The following is a 15743-nucleotide window of genomic DNA, read 5'->3' on the forward strand; positions in this document are numbered from 1 at the left end:
GCCAGCGCGCACTAGTGCACCGATTCAGAGGGTGAGCGCTAGTCGCGTCGCCTGGTCGATGGCGCGTTTGGCGTCCAACTCCGCCGCGACGTCGGCGCCGCCGATGAGGTGGACCGGGCGGCCCGTCGCCTGTAGCGCCTCCGCAAGGTCGCGGACCGGTTCCTGGCCGGCACAGACGACGACCGTGTCGACGGCGAGGACCTTCGGCTTCTCGTGCTTCGGCCCGAAGGTGATGTGCAGACCTTCGTCGTCGATGCGCTCGTAGTTGACGCCGCGCACCTGCTCGACCTGCTTGTTCTTCAGTGCGGCCCGATGCACCCAGCCTGTGGTCTTGCCGAGGCCCGCGCCGATCTTCCCGGGCTTGCGCTGCAGCAGGTACACCTTTCGCGGCGACGGCTCCGGATGCGGTACGCCAAGCGCGCCGGCGAGCTTGGTCGGATCGCCGACGCCCCACTCCGCCTTCCATGCCGCGAGATCCAGCGCCGGCGACTCCGGGGTGGTCAGGAACTCGCTGACATCCACGCCGATCCCGCCGGCCCCGATCACCGCGACCCGTTCACCAACAGGCTTTCCATCGCGGACGACTTCGGCGTACGAGAGAACCGTCGGACGGTCGATCCCGGGGATCGCCGGAATCCGCGGTACGACACCGGTCGCGAGCACGATCTCGTCGAAGCCGGCCAGGTCCTCGACCGTCGCGCGGCGGCTCAGGTGCAGCTTCACGCCGGTCAGGTCGAGCCGCCGCCGGTAGTACCGGATCGTCTCGGCGAACTCCTCCTTGCCCGGGATCCGCCGCGCGATCCCGAACTGCCCGCCGATCTCCGCATCGGCCTCGAACAGCTCGACCCGATGCCCACGCTCGGCCGCGGTCACTGCCGCGGCGAGCCCGGCCGGTCCCGCACCGACAACGGCGATGCTCTTGGTACGGCGCGTCGGCAGCAGCTGCAGCTCGGTCTCACGGGCCGCGAACGGATTGACCATGCAGCTGGCCTTCCTCTTCGCGAACACGTGGTCCAGACACGCCTGGTTGCAGGCGATGCAGACGTTGATCTCGTCGGCCCGGTCAGTCGTTGCCTTCAGCACCCACTCCGGGTCGGCCAGGAAAGGGCGGGCCATGCTGACCAGATCGGCGTCGCCGCGCGCCAGCACCTCCTCGGCGACCTGCGGCAGGTTGATCCGGTTCGAAGTGACGACCGGGATGCTCACGTGCGGCTTGAACGCCGCGGTGACCGACGTGAAGGCCGCGCGCGGAACCGACGTGACGATGGTCGGTACGCGCGCCTCGTGCCAGCCGATGCCGGTGTTGATGATCGACGCCCCGGCGGCCTCGATCTCCTTGCCCAGAGCAACCACATCGTCCCAGGTCTGACCGCCCTCGACCAGATCGGCCATCGACAGCCGGTAGATGATCAGGAAGTCGTCGCCGACCCGCTCCCGGGTCTGCCGGACGATCTCGACCGCGAGCCGGCGGCGGTTCTCCGGGCTGCCACCCCAGCGATCGGTCCGGTTGTTCGTGCGCTCGGACAGGAACTGGTTGATGAAGTACCCCTCGGAGCCCATGATCTCGACGCCGTCGTACCCGGCCTCGCGGGCGAGCGCCGCGCACTCGACGTACGCCTTGAGCTGCTTCAGCACTCCGCGGTCGGTGAGAGCGCGGGGTTTGAAGGGGTTGATCGGGGCTTTGAGGGCGGACGCGGAGACGCTGAACGGGTGGTACGAGTAGCGGCCGGCGTGCAGGATCTGCAGCGCGATGCGGCCGCCTGCGTCATGGACCGCATCGGTCAGCAGGCGATGTCGGCGAGCCTGTCGATGGCTGGTCAGCGTCGATCCGAACGGCGTCAGCCAGCCGGTGCGGTTCGGAGCGTAGCCACCTGTCACCATCAGCCCGACCCCACCACGCGCGCGCTCGGCGAAGTACGCCGCGAGCTTGGGCAGATCGCGCAGCCGATCCTCGAGACCGGTGTGCATCGAGCCCATGATCACCCGGTTCGGCAGCACCACATGCCCGAGGTCCAAGGGCTCCAGCACGTGCGGATACGAGCTCATGGGTGATCCTTCCGGAGGGCTTCGATCACTTCGTCGCACCAGGCTGTGAACGACTCTTCGGCACGGATGCCGCCACGCAGCACGAGGTACTGGTGGAGGTCGCGGCCGTGCAGCGTGGACGGCTTCGGGAAGTCGCGCTTCTGGATGCTGCGATACACCTCGAGCCGCGTCGCATGCTCGGCGCGGTGCCGCTCGATCTCCTTGAGGACGAGATCCACCGAGCCCAGTGAGGCGCCGCGGAGCTTCACGCCGAGCCCGTCCCGCAGTACGGCGGGATCCTCGGGTTCGGCGAGCCAGCGGGTGAGCTCGGCCCGCCCGGCCGCCGCGACCCGGTAGACCTTCTTGTCCGGCCGGCCATCCTGCGCGATCTCCGTGTGCGTCACCCAGCCGGCCTCGTCCATCCGGCGCAGCACCCGGTAGATCTGCTGGTGCGTGGCCGGCCAGAAGTAGCCGATCGACCGGTCGAACCGCCGGGCCAGCTCGTAGCCGGACCCGGCGCGCTCGGTCAACGAGACCAGGATCGCGTGCTCCAGCGCCATGACCGGAGCGTACCTATGCAACTCGTTGCACTGCACCTGATTGCAACCCGGATCACATCCAGGACCCGGACCGGCTGCTCAGGGTTTGAGAGAATGGTTGCAGACGCCATCTATTGATCGGAGCATCATGAATCACCCGACCAAGACGACGTTGCCAGGGATCGGCACGCGGCACGACCTGGTCACCGAGGGCGGGAGACACGTCTCGGTGGTGGTGCACAACGACGGCCGGCGGTTCCTCGGCTTCCACGACCCGGAGGACGACGACACCTGCCAGGCCACGGTCCCGCTCGGTCACGACGAGGCTGCCGCGCTGGCCCAACTGCTGATCCCCGAGCGGATCGACCCGGTCCGTGGCGAGCTCGAGATCGACCTGGTCACCGAGCACATCCCGGTCACGGCCAGGTCGCCGTACTCCGGCCGCACGCTCGGCGACACCCAGGCCCGCAGCCGAACCGGCGCATCGATCGTCGCCGTCCTGCGGCGCACCGGCGCGACGCCCTCCCCGACGCCGGACTTCCGGTTCGCGACCGGCGACACGCTGGTCGTGGTCGGCACCCGCGAGGGCGTGGACGCCGTGACCGATCTGATCGCGGGTGGGTGAGATGCACGAGAACATCACCGCCCTGCTGATCGAGCTGGGCGCGGTCATTCTTGCCCTGGGCATCCTCGGCCGGATCGCGGGCCGGCTCGGATTCTCTCCGATCCCCCTGTATCTGCTGGCCGGGCTCGCCTTCGGGCACGGCGGATTGTTGCCGCTGGCAGCGAGTGAGGAGTTCGTTGCCACCGGCGCCGAGATCGGCGTGATCCTGCTGCTGTTGCTGCTCGGCCTCGAGTACACGGCCTCGGATCTGGTCGGCACACTGAAGACGCAGTACGTGTCGGGTGCGGTGGACTTCCTGCTGAACGCGTTGCCGGGTGCTGCCGTGGCGTTGCTGCTCGGCTGGGGTCCGGTGGCCGCCGTCGCGTTGGCCGGTGTCACGTGGATCTCGTCGTCGGGCGTGATCGCGAAGGTGGTCGGGGACCTCGGCCGGCTGGGCAACCGCGAGACCCCCGTCGTGCTCGGCATTGTGGTGCTCGAGGACCTGTCGATGGCGGTCTACCTGCCGATTCTCACCGCTCTGCTCGCGGGCGTCGGGCTGGCAGGTGGAAGCATGACGCTGCTGATCTCGCTGGGGACGGTGAGCGTGGTGCTGTTCATCGCGCTGAGGTACGGCCGGGTGATCAGCCGGGCGGTGTCGTCCGACAACCCCGAGATGCTGCTGCTCGTCGTGCTCGGTCTGACGTTGCTCGTCGCGGGGATCGCGCAGCACCTGCAGGTGTCGGCTGCGGTCGGCGCGTTCCTGGTCGGGATCGCGTTGTCCGGCGAGGTCGCGCACGGTGCGCGGAACCTGCTCGCTCCGCTGCGCGATCTGTTCGCCGCGGTCTTCTTCGTGTTCTTCGGGTTGAGCACCGACCCGGCGAAGATCCCGCCGGTGCTGGCGATCGCCTTCGGCCTCGCCGTACTCACGGCACTCACCAAGATCGCCACCGGCTGGTACGCCGCCCGCCGGGCCGGCATCTCGACCGCAGGACGCTGGCGTGCAGGTGGGACGCTCGTGGCCCGCGGTGAGTTCTCGATCGTCATCGCCGGCTTGGCCGTCGGGGTCGAGCCGAAGCTGGGGCCGCTCGCGACGGCGTACGTGCTGATCCTGGTCGTCCTCGGTCCGATCGCCGCCCGCTACACCGAGCCGCTCGCCCGTCGTCTGTTCAAGTCCAAGCCGCGGGCGACCGCACCCGTTCCCGAGCGGGTCGAGACTCCCAGCTAGAAGAGTTTGTCGCCGCGTTCGTGGTCGAGCAGGGCTCGTTTGCGTTCGATGCCGCCGCCGTACCCGGTGAGACTGCCGGTCGAGCCGACCAGGCGGTGGCACGGGACGATGATGCTGATCGGGTTCTTCCCGTTCGCCAGGCCGACCGCGCGGGCCGACTGCGGTTTCAGCCCGAGCGCGGAGGCGAGACCGCCGTACGTGGTGGTCTCGCCGTACGGGATGTCCTGGAGGGCGGTCCAGATCTGGCGCTGGAAATCCGTGCCGACCAGGTGCAGCGGTACGTCGAACGTCGTGCGGCCGTGGTGGAAATACTCGTCCAGCTGCTCGGCGACAGCGCGCAAGGTCGAGTCGTCACGGTCGCCGAAGCCGGCTTCCTCGGGACGGTAGCGCTGCTGGTCCATGTACAGGCCGGTGAGCGCGCCCGCATCGGTCCCCACGAGGGTGAGAGGACCGAGCGGGCTGTCGATGACGGCGTACGTCACTGAGTCGATTCCCACTGGGCGCGGCTGATCCGGTAGAGCACGTGCCGCTGCAGGCGGTGGCCGTCCTGGATGCGCGGGTGGTCGAAGTCGCCGGCCTCGTCGTGCACCATCCCGATCCGCTGCATCACCCGCTGCGACGGCAGATTCGTGGTCGCGGTGAACGAGACGATCTCGTTCAGTCCGGCCGGCCCGAACCCGTACGCCAGCGCGGCCCGGGCCGCCTCGGTCGCATAACCGTTGCCCCAGGCACCTTTCGCCAGACGCCAGCCGATCTCGACGCCGGGCAGGAACGGCGCCTCGAAGGTCGGCACGTTCAGCCCGGTGAAGCCGATGAACTCGCCGGTGTCCTTCACCTCCAGCGCCCACAGGCCCCAGCCGCGGCCGTCGAGCTCCGGGATGTTCCGGTCGATGAGGGCGTCGCTCTGCTCTCGCGTCTGCGGCGCCGGGAAGTGCTCCATCACCGCCGGGTCGGCGTTCAGCGCAGCGAACGGCTCCCGATCGGAGTCACGCCACTGACGCAGCAACAGACGGTCGGTGGTCAGGTCGGTCATTCTCACTCCGGAATCTTGTTGATCGCGTGGTCACCGGTGGCCCACAAGTACTGGACGGCGTACGCACGCCAAGGCCGCCACGCACGCGCGTGGTCGGTCAGGAGTTTGGGGGCCTCGGGCAAGCCTAGGTCACGCGCGGCGTAGCGGACACCTAAATCACTGGCCACAAAAGCATCCGGGTCACCGAGCGCGCGCATCGCGATCGACTCGACCGTCCACGGCCCGATCCCCGGCAGCGCCGCGAGTTGCTCCCGTGCGCGATCCCAGTCCGCACCGGCACCGAGATCGATCTCCCCCTCGGCCAGCGTCCGGACCAGCGTCATCAACGTCGTACGCCGGGACTTCGGAAACGCCAGCGTCTCCGGGTCGAGCCCGGCCAGCGCCTGCATCGTCGGGAACAGGTGCGTCAGCCCGCCGGCCGCATCCTCGATCGGCTCACCATGCTGCAACACCAGCCGATGAGCGTGCGTCCGGGCAGCCGCGGTCGACACCTGCTGACCGAGCACCGCGCGTACGGCGAACTCCTCGCCGTCGACCGTGTGCGGAACCCGGCGGCCCGGCGCCTTCACGATCAGCGACGCGAGCACCGGGTCCTCGCTCAGCAGGTCGTCGACCGCGATCGGATCCGCGTCGAGGTCGAGCATCCGCCGGCAACGGCTGATAGCGATCGCCAGGTCGCGCTGATCGGTGAGCGAGAGCTGACAGGCGATGTGGTCGGGCATGGGCCGCAACGCGACCACGCCATGACCGTGCGGCAGTCGCAGTGTGCGCCGGTAGTGCCCGTCCCGCCACTCCTCGACGCCTGGTACGCCGGTCGCGATCAAGTGACCGATCAAGTTGTCCGGCGTCAGCGGAGCGCGGAACGGGAGGCGCAGCGAGATCGTGCCCGGCGCGGCAGTCGTCGTACCTCGGCGGACGCGGCGGCGCAGCTCGGTCGGGGAGAGCGCGAAGACCTCCTGCACGGTCTCGTTGAACGTCCGCACGCTCGAGAACCCGGCGGCGAACGCGACGTCGGCCATCTGCAGGTTGCTCGTCTCGATCAGCAGGCGCGCGGTCTGTGCACGCTGCGCCCGAGCCAGCGCGAGCGGCCCGGCGCCGAGCTCAGCCAGCAGTTGCCGCTGCACCTGCCGCACGCTGTACCCGAGCTGCCGGGCCAGGCCCGGCACGCCGTCGCGGTCGACGACGCCGTCCGCGATCAGGCGCATCGCACGGGCCACGAGGTCGGCGCGGTCGTTCCACTCCGGGGAGCCCGGGCTGGCATCGGGCCGACACCGCTTGCAGGCGCGGAATCCGGCCTGCTGCGCCGCGGCCGCGCTCGGGTAGAACCGCATGTTCTCGACCTTCGGCGGCACCACCGGGCAGCTCGGCCGGCAGTAGATCTTTGTGGTCAGAACGGCGGTGAAGAACCACCCGTCGAAACGCGCGTCCTTGGACTGGACGGCCCGGACACATCGCTCCCTGCACTCGTACACGTCCTCCAGCATCCCTGCCGCCACCGACAGTCGCTAGCGGTTTTGCGACATGGAGGTGGAACGGCTCGCGGGTTTGCGACGCAAGGATCCGGTGGCGGATTCTCGCCAGCTTCACGGTCGCGGCTCGCGTGGACTGGGCGGCATGAACGAACTGCTTGGCAAGAAGGCAATGGTGACAGGTGGCAGCCGCGGGATCGGCGCGGCCACCGCGATCGCGCTGGCGGCGAAGGGCGCCGACGTCGTGATCACCTACAACGCGTCGGCGGATGCGGCGGCAACGATAGTGAAGGAGATCGAGAGCCTGGGGCGGCGTGCCGTTGCCCTCGCCGTCGATGCCGCGGATGCGGTCGCGGTCGGCCACGGCGTACGCCGGGCTGCGGAATCCCTTGGCGGGCTGGACATTCTGGTGAACAACGCCGGGGTGGGAGCGATCGCGCCGATCGGTGATCTCACGCTCGCCGATGTCGATCGGGTGCTCGCGGTCAACGTACGGGGTGTGTACGCCGCGACGCAGGCCGCCGTACCGCTGCTGTCCGACGGTGGCCGGTTGATCCACCTCGGCAGCTGCGCCGCGGGCCGGGTCACGACTCCGGGGATGACGCTGTACGCGCTCAGCAAGTCCGCTGTGACCGGGCTCAGCAAGGCGCTGGCGCGCGAACTCGGGCCGCGCCGGATCACGTCGAACGTCATCCAGCCCGGCCCGATCAACACCGACCTGAATCCCGCCGACGGCCCTTTCGCCGCCGTCCAGCGCGCCAACCTGGCAATCGACCGCTTCGGCGACTCCACCGAGATCGCCGCCGCTGTCGCCTACCTGGCCGGGCCTGACGCCGCCTACATCACCGGCACCGAACTCACCATCGACGGCGGGCACACCGCCTGATTTTGTCGGAGGCCGTCTCTAGCCTCGGCTCCATGAAGTTCTCGGTCACTGTTGGGGCGGTGGGTGGCGGGCGGGATCCGCGCGGCCTGGCTGAGCTTGCCCGCGTGGTGGAGGACTCTGGCTGGGACGCGCTGTTCCTGGAGGACTACCTCGTCTACCAGGGCGACGCGTCCCAGCCGACGTACGACCCGTGGATCTGCCTGGCGGCGATGGCGGTGGTGACCGAGCGGATCCGTATCGGCACGACGGTGACGCCGTTGCCCCGGCGGCGGCCCTGGAAGGTGGCGGCGGAGGCTGTTGCGCTGGATCACCTCTCCGATGGGCGGATGGTGCTGGGGGTCGGGATCGGGGATCCGGGCGATCCGTTCATGCAGGAGAAGAGTCCGAAAGTGCTGGCGGAGATGCTGGACGAAGGGCTGGAGCTGATCGACCGGCTGTGGAGTGGGGAGCGGGTCAGCTTCGTGGGGAAGCATTACCGCTTGGAGGACGTGCGGTTGACGGCTCGGCCGGTGCAGGAGCCGCGGATTCCTGTCTGGGTGGGCGGGAACATGTTGGTGCCAGCTGTCAGGCGACGGATTCTCCGGTGGGGTGGGTCTTGTGCGTACAAGGGGAGCACGGATGCGCCGCAGCAGATCACCCCTGAGGATGTCCGCCGACTGCTGGACGACGGCGCGCGCGAGGTGAAGGTCAGTGGGGGTGAGCCGGCGGCGTTCGCGGCGGCGGGGGCCGCGTGGTGGGGGCGGTGGATCGCGCCGATGGCGGTCGAGGAGACGCTGGCGATCGTCCGGCAGGGGCCGCCGTCGCTCTGAACCGTTGACAGTGTGGAGGGGCCGGGGCAGACTGCGGATGTTTTTAACGTTCAAAACGCCCGTGGGAGGTCGCTGTGGCTACGCTCAAGCAGGTCGCCGCCCACGCCGAAGTGTCGGTGCAGACGGTGTCGAACGCCCTGAACGCCCCGCACCGGCTCCGCCCGGACACACTCGAACGCGTCAACAAATCGATCGAGCTGCTCAACTACCGGCCCAATCGTAACGCCCGCAGTCTGCGCACCAGCGCGGTCGAGCTGATCGGCTACTGCGTCCCGAACTGGCCGAACCAGACCCACCTGGTGATGGACCAGTTCCTGCACGCCCTCTGCGCGGCCGCCGAACGCACCGGCCGGCACATCCTGCTGTTCACGGCACCACCCGGCATCGACGGCATGCCGACGTACGACGATCTGCATGCCCGCCGGCTCGTCGACGGGTTCGTGCTGTCGCAGACCGAGACGCACGATCCGCGGCACGGCTGGCTGAAAGAGCAGGGCATCCCGTTCGTCAGCTTCGGCCGGGTGTGGAAGCAGACCACGCAGCCGGGTCCGTGGGTGGACGTCGACGGTGCGGCCGGTTCCGCGATGGCGGTCCGGCACCTGTACGAGACCGGCCGCCGGCGGATCGCGTTCCTGGGCTGGCCGAAGACGTCCGGTCTGGCCGAGGATCGCGCGGGCGGTTGGCGTGACGAATGCAAGGCACTCGGCCTGCCGATCAGCGGACTGTCCGTGCGCTGCCGCGAGGACAGCCTCGACGAAGGCGCCCGTGCCACCGCGGCGCTGCTCGACGCCGGCCGCGAGATCGACGGGATCGTTGCCCTGAGCGACGTTCTCGCGCTCGGCGCGCTCCGCGAACTCACCCGCCGCGGCCTCACCGCCGGCCATCAGGTCGGCGTCACCGGCTTCGACGACTCACCGCTCGCGGACGTCGTCTCCCCCGGCCTGACCAGTCTGCGGCAACCGATGGACCACATCGCCGCCGAACTGATCACGATCCTCACCGGCGCGCCCGACGGCACGCCGAGCGAACGCTTGCTGCAACCCGAACTGGTGATCAGGGGCAGCTCAGCCCCTGGCTGACCTCGGCGCGTCCCCGGGCGCCGTGAGAAGGAGGAACCGCCATGACTCCCTGTCCGACCAACCGCAGTAGCTCTCCACCCGGCCGCAGACCGGTACGCCGGACGGCCGGGATCGCCCTGCTCGCCGCCGCGACCGTCCTCGCGGGCACCGCCTCGGCGATCGCTGGGCCTTCCAGAACCAACTCGACCCCGACGGCTTCGGCCCGATCGTCGGAGCTGTCCGAGACCACCCGCCTCGCCGACCGGCGGTCGCTGGTCGTCGGCGATCGCGCGTACGCGATGGGCGACGAGACGGGCCTCTACCCCGCCTCCGGCTGGCACATCCGCGGCGAGATGGGCGGCTTCTGGACCCAGCCGATCAAGTTGCTCGACGGCATCTGGTTCGGCCTCGACGGCAACTGGCTCGGCAAGGACGTCGCCGCCGCGAAGTACACCAGCGGTCACGGCTACAGCCGGATCGACTACTCCGGTTCCGTCGACGTACGCCGTACCGACTTCGTCCCCGACGGGGTTCGTGCGACGCTGGTCGGCCTCACGCTCAGCTCGAGTACGGCGAAGACGGTCAAGCTCGACGTGGACGCACACTCCGAGCTGATGCAGTCGTACCCGTGGGACTGGACGACTCCGGGCGCAGCCGACGCCAACCTGCCGGACACCGGCGACTACACCGACGGCGCGCTCCGGTTCCGCGAGCAGGGCACTCCGTCGTACCCGAACGCGACGGCGCACGACTATGCCGCGTTCGTCGGATCGTCCCTGCGTCCGACGGATCACGCCCTTGGTCCGGACCACCGCGGGCCGCAGAGCCCCGCGGTGATCTGCCCGAAGGATGGGACGACGCCCGCACGCTGCGACGACTCGCTCGTCGGCAAGGGCACCGGCGGCCGGCTCACGTACGACGTGAAGTTGTCAGCGGGTCAGCAGAAGACGATCTGGTTCGCAGTGGCCGGATCGGACCAGGGCAGCCAGGCCGCGCAGCGCGAGTACGGCAAGGCCCTGAGCAATCCCGAGAAGTTGCTGCGGGCAAAGACCTCCACACGGCAGCAGATCGACGCGCAGTCCGCAGTGGACCTTCCTGGTGACCGGCTGCTGCAGCAGAGCGTCGAGTGGAGCAAGCAGAACCTCGCCGACTCGGTGCAGGAGGCACACAACCTGCAGATCCGGGACGTCAACGAGGGCAAGGACTACCCGGCACCGGCCGGGACCGTCCAGACCGCGCGGTGGTTCGGCGCCGGCTTCCCGGACTATCCGTGGCTGTTCGCGACCGACGGTGAGTACACCGCGTTCGCCGCGGTCGCAGCGGGTCAGTTCGACACCGTCAAGGACCATCTCAAAGCGCTACGCGACGTCAGCGACATCCTGAACAACCGCAGCGGCAAGGTCGCGCACGAGGTCACCCCGACCGGTTCGGTGTACTTCGGCTCGAACCAGAGCGCGGGCAACACCGACGAGACGGTGAAGTTCCCGAGCACGGTCGCGCTGCTGTGGCGGTGGACGGGTGACAACAAGTTCCGCGACGAGATGTACGACTTCAGCGTGCGGAACCTGCAGTACGTGTACCGCGAGCTGGACAAGGACGGCGACGGCTGGCCGGAGGGCCTGGGGAACGTCGAGCGCACCGGGATGGGCGTGGAGAAGCTGGACAACACCGTCTACCTGATCCGCGGTCTGACCGACCTCGCCGACCTGGCCGCGTCCAAGCACGACACGAAGGTGCAGCAGTGGGCCACCACCCGCGCGAACGACCTCGAGTCCCGCTTCGAGGCGCAGTGGTGGGTACCGCAGGCGAAGGGGTACGCCGACTCGATCGACGACCCGGCCAACCCGGCGAACGACAACACTCCGATCTTCCAGCGGCACTGGATCGGTGTGACACCGATGGAGGCGGTACTGGACCGACCCGGACAGCCGGCCTCGCCGCTCGCCTCGACCGACCACGCGAACATCGCACTCGACCAGCGCGAAACGGCTTGCTACACAGGCGAATTCGGCCTGTTCCACACCGGCACCGGTGCGACCTCGGACCCGGCCGGCAACCCCGGCGCAACGTGCGATCCGGTGGTGTCGCAGGTGAAGAGTGAGCGCAGCATCTTCGGTCTGAACACGTCGATCATGGCCGTTGCGGAAGGCAACTTCGGCCGGATGGGCGCGAAGCAGCAGCAGGCGTACACGACCGGCAACGCCCGGATCCAGCTCGACCCGTCGGTCTGGGAGACCCCCGGCGCGATGCCGGAGATCGCCCCGTCGCCGGACTCGCCGGCGAATATCGGCCGGCCGTTCTACGACCGTTCGATGGCGCTGCAGGCGTGGGGTGCGTACGGCATCCTCTGGCCGGTGATCCACCAGCAGCTCGGCGTCGACCCCGACCTCGGGCACGGCAGGATCGCCGTGGTGCCGCAGATCCCGGCCGGACAGCAGAAGGTGGCCGGTAGCAACATCCGCGTCGGTCGCGGCTCGGTCGATGTCGCCGCACGCCTTACAGGTAAGGCATTGTCGACCGATGTAACCGTGAAGGGCGTGGGCGCGGCGCTCACGGTCGGCGCCGTACTCCCGTCCGGGGCGAAGGTGAAGAGTGTGACGGTCGACGGCCGGTCGGCGCAGTACAAGCTCGTCACCACCACCCGCGGGACGGAGGTCCAGGTGCCGGCGAAGGGCTCTCACACCGAACTGAGAATCACACTCCGCTGAGAACTCCGCACGCAGAACCCCGAGGTCGTTCGCGACCTCGGGGTTCTGTCTTTCCACATCTTTCCTGCACCGCCGGGTTCAAGATGGCGGGCCCCTCCGAGTATGAGCCGGAGGGGCCCGCACCAGCTGAAGGAAAGTGACGTCTCCAGCTTCCCGATACGGGTCCGTGGAGGCCGGCAGACCCCGTCACCGGTCTACCTCGGTGGGGATCCCCACCGCGAGGGCCCTCGGTTTCCGATCGACCCACCGCTCCAGTCCGAAGCGGCGTGTCGATATTTCTACGCTCTCAGCGGAGGTCGCACAAGCCTTTCCTGGCAACAGTTTCGGTCGTCCACAGTGATCGCGCGGCAATCCACAGAAACTGTCCCGGTTATGCACACCCCCTGTGCATAACGTGTCTTAGCCCTTAGCGGGTTTGAGCGCCATCGGTTGCAGAATGCGATACCCGGCATACACGCCGAGCGCGCTGACCAGAAGGACGGACGGTACGGCGACGGCGAGTGGCGGCCGGTGATATCCGGCGTTGGTGAGGATGCCGGCGAGCCATTGCGCGACGAGCAGGAACTCGGCGGCCACCGCGGGGATCAACGCGAGCGGCAGCATCAGCAGACCGCGCCAGAAGCCGAGCCGGACGAAGGTGATGCCGAGCAACCAGCCCGTCACTTCGTGGGACAGGATCAGCAGGAAGAATTCGGCGAACACCAGACCGACCTGCGAGGTGCTGGTGAACAGGTGCGGGTTGGTCAACCTGTCCGGCCAGCCCTGCGATGCGTAGAGCGCGTGCTCCACCTGGTATGCCAGCACCCACACGATCGAGGTGGCCGCGGCAGCGCCCGTCAGGTAGATGCCTGAGGCAACCGCATACATCCGCCGGGTGACGCCGTGCGCAACGAGCAACACCAGGTACGCCGGGGTGAGCGTCACGCCGATCGCCAGCGAGAAGTACTTCGGCGACTGGGTTCCGTAGTCCCACATGCTGCTGCTGACACCGCTCGTGGCGAGCTGTATGACGAGCCCGATGACCAGGAACGCAACGATCATCACGATCCAGTAGCCGACGAGCATCTGCCGCATACCCACTGCCATCGACAGCAGCACGGTCTTCAACCGGCGCCAGTCGGTTGCCTCCCGCGGAAGCGCCGCCTCGGCTTTCGTGGTCATCAGCGGGCTCCTGTCAGGTGGACGAAGAGGTCCTGCAGGCCGACCGGACCGATCTCCAGGCCGGCCGCCGTCGCCTGCCCGAGCAGCGCCGGGTCGAGGTCGCCGAGGACCGTGGTGGACTTGGTGCCGCCCAGCCGTTCCTCCGCGAGCACGGTGAAGCCGGCGGTGAACTTGTCCACGGCTGCGGCCGGCCCGACGATCGAGGCGCCGCGACCGCGCAACGAGTCCACCGGCGACTGGGTGACGAGGCGGCCGTTGTCGAGGATGACGACCTCCTCGAGCATCGCGCTGACCTCGCTGACCAGGTGGGTGGACAGCACGAACGTGCGCGGTCCTTCGGTGTAGTCGGCAAGCAGCGCGTCGTAGAACAGGTTCCGCGACGGGACGTCCATGCCCAGGTAGCTCTCGTCGAAGATCGTCAGCGGAGCCCGGCTGGCCAGACCGAGGACGACGCCGAGCGCGGACTTCTTACCGCGGGAGAGCTTCTGGATCTTCTTGTTCAGCGGTACTTCGAAGCGGTCCAGCAGGTCGCTCGCGAGGTGGGCGTCCCAGTACGGGCGGAGCGCTGCGGCCAGTGCGATCGCTTGTTTGACCGACACTGCCTCGGGGCGATCGCCGGACTCGCGGATCAAGCACACGCGGCTGGTGACGACGGCGTTCTCGTACGGCTCCTGCGCCGTACCGAGGTCGCCGCCCTCGATCAGGACCCGACCCTCGTCGGGCCGGCGGAACCCGGCCAGGACCGCGGCGAGCGTGCTCTTACCGGACCCGTTCCGGCCGAGCAGCCCGTGGATCTTCCCGGGCGCCAGCCGCAGATCGAGCCGATCCAACGCCGGCACCCCGGCGAACCGCACCGAAAGGTTCTCGGTCCTCACAGTCAGGGCGGTGGTCATCAGGCGTCTCCATGGGTGGGGGCTGATGGTCGCTCGCCGTAGCGAGCAGGTGCTCGGTGCGGTGCCTCGGCGTGCTGGAGGGGAGGCCTCGATGTGGTTTCATCGTGGCCTTTCCTCCAGTGCGGCGAGGTGCCGTGCCGAGTGCCGCGCAGTAGGCGAGAGGCCATCAGTCCCCACCCCAAGTGCGGATGTGCTGGACGATGTCTTTGAGCGGGATGCCGATTGCTTTGGCTTCGCGGATCATCGGGTCGACGACGTCGGCGACGAACGAGTCGCGGCGGCCGGTGCGGAGCAGGTCGCGGGCGTTCGGGGAGACGAACATCCCGATGCCGCGCTTCTTGTACAGCACGCCCTCGTCGACCAGTTGCGCGAACCCCTTGGCCGCGGTGGCCGGGTTGATCCGGTAGAAGGCGGCGTACTGGTTGGTCGACATCACCTGCTCGTCCTCGGCCAGCGCACCGGTCACGATGTCGTTCTTGATCTGCTCCGCGATCTGCAGATAGATCGGACTCCGGTCGTCGAACACAACCCCACCCCCTTCCCTGGTTAGGTACTTGAGTAACGAACCGTAGACCCTCGCAGGGTCACCCGCCCGCGGAGTACTGCGTCTGCTGGAGCGCCTTCTTCAGAGCCGGTACGACGGGGCCGACGCGGACCGCGAGTTGCGCCAGGCGGTCCTTGTGGCGGATGCGCTGCTCCTTGGTGACGATCGTGCGCAGGTCCGCGGTCGACGCGAGTACGACCATCGACGCGTCTCGGAGATCGACCCGGGAGACGAGCCGCGAGGCGCGGAGGGTGTCGTGCGCGGCTTGCAGGAGCTGCCGGCGCATCAGCGGGTGGCGGATGGTGATGCGGTCCGCCGGGAAGATCCCCAGGATGCGATGCGGCTCGACCTTGATCAGCCGTGCATGATCCAGCTCGTCGCGCACCCGGCGTACTGTCGCCCCCGGCCGCCGCTCAATCCAATACCGCCACCGACGCGGCCGGATCGCCCGCACTTCCTCGAGCACCCCCGCCAGGACAGGGTCAGCCGGAGCCGGCGCGTTCGTCACCCGAGCCCGCCCACCGTCATCAACAAGATTCCCGCCCAGCACGAGGTCGACCAAAGCCGCCGCCCGCACGACCTTCCCAACCTTCCCCCGAGCCCCCAACCGCTGCCGCTCCGAATCACAAGACAGCAAGAACATCCGCGCCGCCAGGGAATCCGGAAGCTGCAAGTTGCCAAGAGCAACAACCTTCGGCCCCACCCGCGCGCCCGCCCCACCCCTGGCCCCGCTCCCGGCACCAGCCGGCCCGGCGAGCCCGCGGGCCGCTCGCGGCACGCCCACACTTC

At 68.7% G+C, this 15743-nt stretch carries 15 protein-coding genes; 6 read left to right on the forward strand and 9 right to left on the reverse strand.

Going from position 1 to position 15743, the window contains the following annotated elements; genetic code table 11:
* Window positions 1–24: 24 nt before the first annotated feature.
* Together AB0J62_RS04425 and AB0J62_RS04430 are read right to left on the reverse strand one after the other, a co-directional pair.
* The gene (locus tag AB0J62_RS04425) at window positions 25–2046 is read right to left on the reverse strand and encodes an NADPH-dependent 2,4-dienoyl-CoA reductase (RefSeq protein ID WP_363864317.1); all 2022 of its coding nucleotides are present in this window, start codon (window positions 2044–2046) and stop codon (window positions 25–27) included.
* On the reverse strand, window positions 2043–2585 hold the full coding sequence (locus tag AB0J62_RS04430) for a PadR family transcriptional regulator (protein ID WP_363864319.1): 543 nt from the start codon (window positions 2583–2585) through the stop codon (window positions 2043–2045). Before AB0J62_RS04430 ends, AB0J62_RS04425 begins: the two co-directional genes overlap by 4 nt.
* Before the next feature lie 127 nt (window positions 2586–2712).
* On the opposite strand from AB0J62_RS04430, the gene AB0J62_RS04435 reads away from it, so the two are divergent.
* The gene (locus AB0J62_RS04435) at window positions 2713–3189 is read left to right on the forward strand and encodes a TrkA C-terminal domain-containing protein (protein ID WP_363864321.1); all 477 of its coding nucleotides are present in this window, start codon (window positions 2713–2715) and stop codon (window positions 3187–3189) included.
* Window position 3190: 1 nt separating this feature from the next.
* On the forward strand, window positions 3191–4393 hold the full coding sequence (locus AB0J62_RS04440; RefSeq protein ID WP_363864323.1) for a cation:proton antiporter: 1203 nt from the start codon (window positions 3191–3193) through the stop codon (window positions 4391–4393).
* Here the strand turns inward: AB0J62_RS04440 and AB0J62_RS04445 are convergent.
* Genes AB0J62_RS04445 through AB0J62_RS04455 form a run of 3 tightly spaced genes read right to left on the reverse strand, consistent with a single transcriptional unit; the run spans window position 4390 to window position 6922 of the window.
* Window positions 4390–4890 carry a methylated-DNA--[protein]-cysteine S-methyltransferase gene (locus AB0J62_RS04445; RefSeq protein ID WP_363864325.1) on the reverse strand — a complete coding sequence of 167 codons (501 nt, stop codon included), beginning with the start codon at window positions 4888–4890 and terminating at the stop codon, window positions 4390–4392. The genes AB0J62_RS04440 and AB0J62_RS04445 overlap by 4 nt on opposite strands.
* A complete protein-coding gene (locus AB0J62_RS04450; protein WP_363864327.1) occupies window positions 4872–5426 on the reverse strand; it encodes a GNAT family N-acetyltransferase in 555 nt (184 codons plus the stop codon). Before AB0J62_RS04450 ends, AB0J62_RS04445 begins: the two co-directional genes overlap by 19 nt.
* 2 nt (window positions 5427–5428) lie before the next feature.
* Window positions 5429–6922 carry an AlkA N-terminal domain-containing protein gene (locus AB0J62_RS04455; RefSeq protein WP_363864329.1) on the reverse strand — a complete coding sequence of 498 codons (1494 nt, stop codon included), beginning with the start codon at window positions 6920–6922 and terminating at the stop codon, window positions 5429–5431.
* A gap of 118 nt (window positions 6923–7040) precedes the next feature.
* Here AB0J62_RS04455 and AB0J62_RS04460 point away from each other — a divergent pair, with 118 nt between their 5' ends.
* From AB0J62_RS04460 to AB0J62_RS04475, 4 genes are all read left to right on the forward strand, one after another.
* On the forward strand, window positions 7041–7781 hold the full coding sequence (locus AB0J62_RS04460) for an SDR family oxidoreductase (protein ID WP_363864331.1): 741 nt from the start codon (window positions 7041–7043) through the stop codon (window positions 7779–7781).
* 32 nt (window positions 7782–7813) lie between these two features.
* Window positions 7814–8590: an LLM class flavin-dependent oxidoreductase gene (locus tag AB0J62_RS04465; protein ID WP_363864333.1), complete on the forward strand. Its 777-nt coding sequence runs from the start codon at window positions 7814–7816 to the stop codon at window positions 8588–8590.
* A gap of 74 nt (window positions 8591–8664) precedes the next feature.
* A complete protein-coding gene (locus AB0J62_RS04470; protein ID WP_363864335.1) occupies window positions 8665–9669 on the forward strand; it encodes a LacI family DNA-binding transcriptional regulator in 1005 nt (334 codons plus the stop codon).
* 41 nt (window positions 9670–9710) lie between these two features.
* The gene (locus AB0J62_RS04475) at window positions 9711–12356 is read left to right on the forward strand and encodes a glycogen debranching protein (protein ID WP_363864337.1); all 2646 of its coding nucleotides are present in this window, start codon (window positions 9711–9713) and stop codon (window positions 12354–12356) included.
* A gap of 399 nt (window positions 12357–12755) precedes the next feature.
* Here the strand turns inward: AB0J62_RS04475 and AB0J62_RS04480 are convergent, their stop codons facing one another.
* The 4 genes from AB0J62_RS04480 to AB0J62_RS04495 form a co-directional block, all read right to left on the reverse strand.
* Window positions 12756–13517 (reverse strand): hypothetical protein, encoded by a 762-nt coding sequence (locus tag AB0J62_RS04480; RefSeq protein WP_363864339.1) that lies wholly within the window; start codon window positions 13515–13517, stop codon window positions 12756–12758.
* A complete protein-coding gene (locus AB0J62_RS04485; protein ID WP_363864341.1) occupies window positions 13517–14410 on the reverse strand; it encodes an ABC transporter ATP-binding protein in 894 nt (297 codons plus the stop codon). Before AB0J62_RS04485 ends, AB0J62_RS04480 begins: the two co-directional genes overlap by 1 nt.
* A 166-nt stretch (window positions 14411–14576) precedes the next feature.
* The gene (locus AB0J62_RS04490) at window positions 14577–14936 is read right to left on the reverse strand and encodes a GntR family transcriptional regulator (protein ID WP_363864343.1); all 360 of its coding nucleotides are present in this window, start codon (window positions 14934–14936) and stop codon (window positions 14577–14579) included.
* Window positions 14937–14994: 58 nt separating this feature from the next.
* Window positions 14995–15597, reverse strand: coding sequence for a GPP34 family phosphoprotein (locus AB0J62_RS04495; RefSeq protein ID WP_363864345.1), 603 nt, complete (start codon window positions 15595–15597; stop codon window positions 14995–14997).
* Window positions 15598–15743 lie beyond the last annotated feature (146 nt).

The organism is Kribbella sp. NPDC049584 (assembly GCF_040675555.1).
GTDB lineage: Bacteria > Actinomycetota > Actinomycetes > Propionibacteriales > Kribbellaceae > Kribbella.

Bases quoted from the DNA above. Each gene is read 5' to 3' on its own strand.
- AB0J62_RS04480 (WP_363864339.1), bottom strand. From the start codon at position 13,517: ATGACCACGAAAGCCGAGGCGGCGCTTCCGCGGGAGGCAACCGACTGG.
- AB0J62_RS04475 (WP_363864337.1), top strand. From the start codon at position 9,711: ATGACTCCCTGTCCGACCAACCGCAGTAGCTCTCCACCCGGCCGCAGA.
- AB0J62_RS04430 (WP_363864319.1), bottom strand. From the start codon at position 2,585: ATGGCGCTGGAGCACGCGATCCTGGTCTCGTTGACCGAGCGCGCCGGG.
- AB0J62_RS04440 (WP_363864323.1), top strand. From the start codon at position 3,191: ATGCACGAGAACATCACCGCCCTGCTGATCGAGCTGGGCGCGGTCATT.
- AB0J62_RS04460 (WP_363864331.1), top strand. From the start codon at position 7,041: ATGAACGAACTGCTTGGCAAGAAGGCAATGGTGACAGGTGGCAGCCGC.
- AB0J62_RS04465 (WP_363864333.1), top strand. From the start codon at position 7,814: ATGAAGTTCTCGGTCACTGTTGGGGCGGTGGGTGGCGGGCGGGATCCG.
- AB0J62_RS04495 (WP_363864345.1), bottom strand. From the start codon at position 15,597: ATGTTCTTGCTGTCTTGTGATTCGGAGCGGCAGCGGTTGGGGGCTCGG.
- AB0J62_RS04425 (WP_363864317.1), bottom strand. From the start codon at position 2,046: ATGAGCTCGTATCCGCACGTGCTGGAGCCCTTGGACCTCGGGCATGTG.
- AB0J62_RS04450 (WP_363864327.1), bottom strand. From the start codon at position 5,426: ATGACCGACCTGACCACCGACCGTCTGTTGCTGCGTCAGTGGCGTGAC.
- AB0J62_RS04485 (WP_363864341.1), bottom strand. From the start codon at position 14,410: ATGACCACCGCCCTGACTGTGAGGACCGAGAACCTTTCGGTGCGGTTC.
- AB0J62_RS04435 (WP_363864321.1), top strand. From the start codon at position 2,713: ATGAATCACCCGACCAAGACGACGTTGCCAGGGATCGGCACGCGGCAC.